Genomic DNA, 2,999 nt, shown 5'->3' with positions numbered 1-2,999 from the left:
ATGCAGGGTATAAGCACCGGCGCCTTCCATGGGCATCCAGATGCTGGCGTTCTTATTTACCGCCGCCAGTACTTCAGGCGCTTCACCGGTAGCTACCTGCGTGCCGTTTACCGCCACGGTAGACTGGATGACGTTACCCTGCCCGTCTATCGTACGCCAGCGGTTATTCATGACAGATAACATATTGTTATTCCTTAAGTAACCATTCGTAAATTCAATCTTGTTGGCATTCATGATGTTGTTGCCATACACAAAATTTACGAACACGCTCATGTCGAATTGCTTGTACCTGAATTGCTGGTTAAGCCCTCCTGTAAATTTAGGATTGGCATTCCCGATAATAGTCCTGTCGTGATTAGCATCCACAACGCCATCACCATCAAGATCCCTGAATTTAATAGACCCTGGCTGTGGTACGCCTGCCACGTTAATATTGGTAGGCACTCCCTTTTTCAGCGTGTAAATACGGGTAGAGGCATCATAATCAAAGTCATCCAGTTTATAATATCCGTCTGTTACAAAGCCATACATGGCTCCTACCGGTTGCCCTACTTTTACGATATAATCCGCCAGCTGTCCTGATATACCCCACCCGGAGTTCTGATAATAATAAGGCTGGTAGGTAGATAATGCCTGGATCGTATTCCTGTTGAAAGACAGGTTGAAACTGCTCTTCCATGTAAAGTCTTTTTTATTGATGATCCCGGCAGCCACCTGGAATTCTATACCGCGGTTGCGGGTAGTTCCCACATTCTGCAGTTGTACGGAATACCCTGAATTCCCAGGTATCGGCACATTGATCAGCAGGTCTTTCACATCATTCTGATAAGCATCTACCGTTATTTGCACCCGGTTGCGGAACAAGCTCAGGTCCAGTCCCACATTCTTTGATATGGTCCGTTCCCATTTGAGGTTAGGATTAGCCAATTGCGTAACCACATAACCAGGCACCAGCACTTCACCCAGGCCATAGGGATAACTGGTGCTTAGGAACGATTGCAGGTACAGGAAATCACCAATACGGTTGTTGCCGGACTCTCCATAACTCATTCGCAGCTTCATATCAGAAATAAAGTTGAAACGCTTCATAAAATCTTCCTGCGACAAACGCCAGGCTACTGACCCGGAAGGGAAATATCCCCAGCGGTTGTTGCCGGCAAATTTTGTGGAGCCGTCTGCCCTCACTGTAAATGAAGCAAGGTATTTATCCCTGTAGGTATAATTGATCCTGGAGAAGAAGGAAGATATACGGCTGGTCACATCCTGCGAGGTAGGAAACCCTGGCATAACAGTACCCAGGTTCAGCTGTCCCAGGGCCTTATCAGCGGTGATGCCCACCGGAAACTGGCGTAACTTGTTATTTACCTGTTTGGTGTCCAACTGGTAAATCTCCTGTCCTAACAGGAAATTAATTGCATTGTTTTTGTTGAAGCCTGTTTTCTTAAAGGATGCATTGGAGAAGCTCAGTACATTGGATACATTGATAACCTGTTTATCGGTGTTGATCACGCCTACCATAGGAAGCCCCAATCCGCTGCCGATGGCGCCGGGTGTATTTATATCGTCGAAAGCATCGGCCCTTGCGGTGCTGTAATCAAAACCTGCGGTGGTTCTGAACGAGAGATATGGCGTGAATTTGTAATTGAGATAACCACCTATATTAAAAGCAGTAACGGCTGTTTTCCGGTATTCCGCTTTATTTAATGCCAGGGGATTAATCAGGAATACACCATTTCCAAGCGCATTGGTTTCATTATAATAGGCCTGGTCAAAATCGTCAATGCCAAGTGCCGGATTAGTCAAAAGCGGCTTATACCTTATGGTTTGGCGCAACCTGGAACTTTGTGTAAAGCCCCCGGAACTGGTGCCGCTTCCCATAATGGCCTGGTCAGACCCTCTTAAAGTAAAGCCAACACTAAGTTTATCATTGGCGGTATGATCTACTTTGATGTTAACAATGTTCCTGTCGAAATCCGAATTGAGCATAATGCCCTGCTGTATATTTTTCGTCAGGCTGATATTAAATTTTGTAGCTGCATTACCACCTGTAATGGCTACGTTATGGGTTTGCATCAGTGCATCCCTTCCAAACATCTCCTTCTGCCAGTTGATGTCCGGGTTATTGTGGTATGCGGCAAGTGTATCCCAGGTTGTACCATAATTGTTGGCGAAGCTTAACTCATCTGCCTCATTTCCCCGGCTTCTCTCATACTGGTATACCACAAAATCGTAAGGATTCATCACATCCAGGCTGTTGGCAAGTTTGTTCAATCCCATCAGGCCGTTGTAACTCACCGTAGTTTTCATAGCACGACCTCCTTTAGTGGTTACAATCACTACACCATTGGCGCCCCTGGCGCCATAAATGGCCGTTGCGGATGCATCTTTGAGTACATCTATTGACTTGATATCCTGCGGGGAGATACCGTCCAGGCCACTTTCTACCTGGATACCATCTATTACATACAACGGGGAATTATTTTGTGTAATAGAACCGCCACCACGGATAATAATATCTGTTGGGGCGCCGGGCGCTCCTTCCGAAGAGGTAACCTCCACACCCGCCAGTCGTCCTGCCAGTGCGTCCGCCGCAGAATTCACGGGAATATCTTTCAGATCATCGGCGCTTACAGACGATACGGCACCGGTGAGATCTTTCCTGGTCACCGTGCCATAACCGATCACCACCACTTCATCAAGATTACCTGTCAGAGGTTTCATCGTGATGGTTAAACCGGCTTCCCTGCCTGCTGCAACTTCCTGCTTCTGATAACCGATATAGGAAAACGCAAGTACCTGTCCTGCCCGGCTGTTAACGGCGAGAGTAAAAATTCCCAGTTCATTTGTTTGTGTTCCTTTCTTAGTGCCTTTTACCTGCACTACTACACCGGGCAGCGGGGTACCTTTTTCATCCAGCACTTTTCCACGGATAGTGTCTGCCCGGGCGGCGGACCGGTCTCCCCGGCCTGTTACCGACGCCGCAACAGATGACCCCATAA

The 2,999-nt window shown here is 47.4% G+C and carries 1 protein-coding gene; it reads right to left on the bottom strand.

The features are described from left to right. A partial coding sequence (locus VN105_RS24580) for a TonB-dependent receptor (protein WP_325645220.1) occupies positions 1–2,999 on the bottom strand: 2,999 nt, incomplete at both ends.

The organism is Chitinophaga sp. (genome assembly GCF_035564935.1).
Lineage (GTDB): Bacteria > Bacteroidota > Bacteroidia > Chitinophagales > Chitinophagaceae > Chitinophaga.
This window is presented reverse-complemented; position numbering and strand designations above follow the sequence as displayed.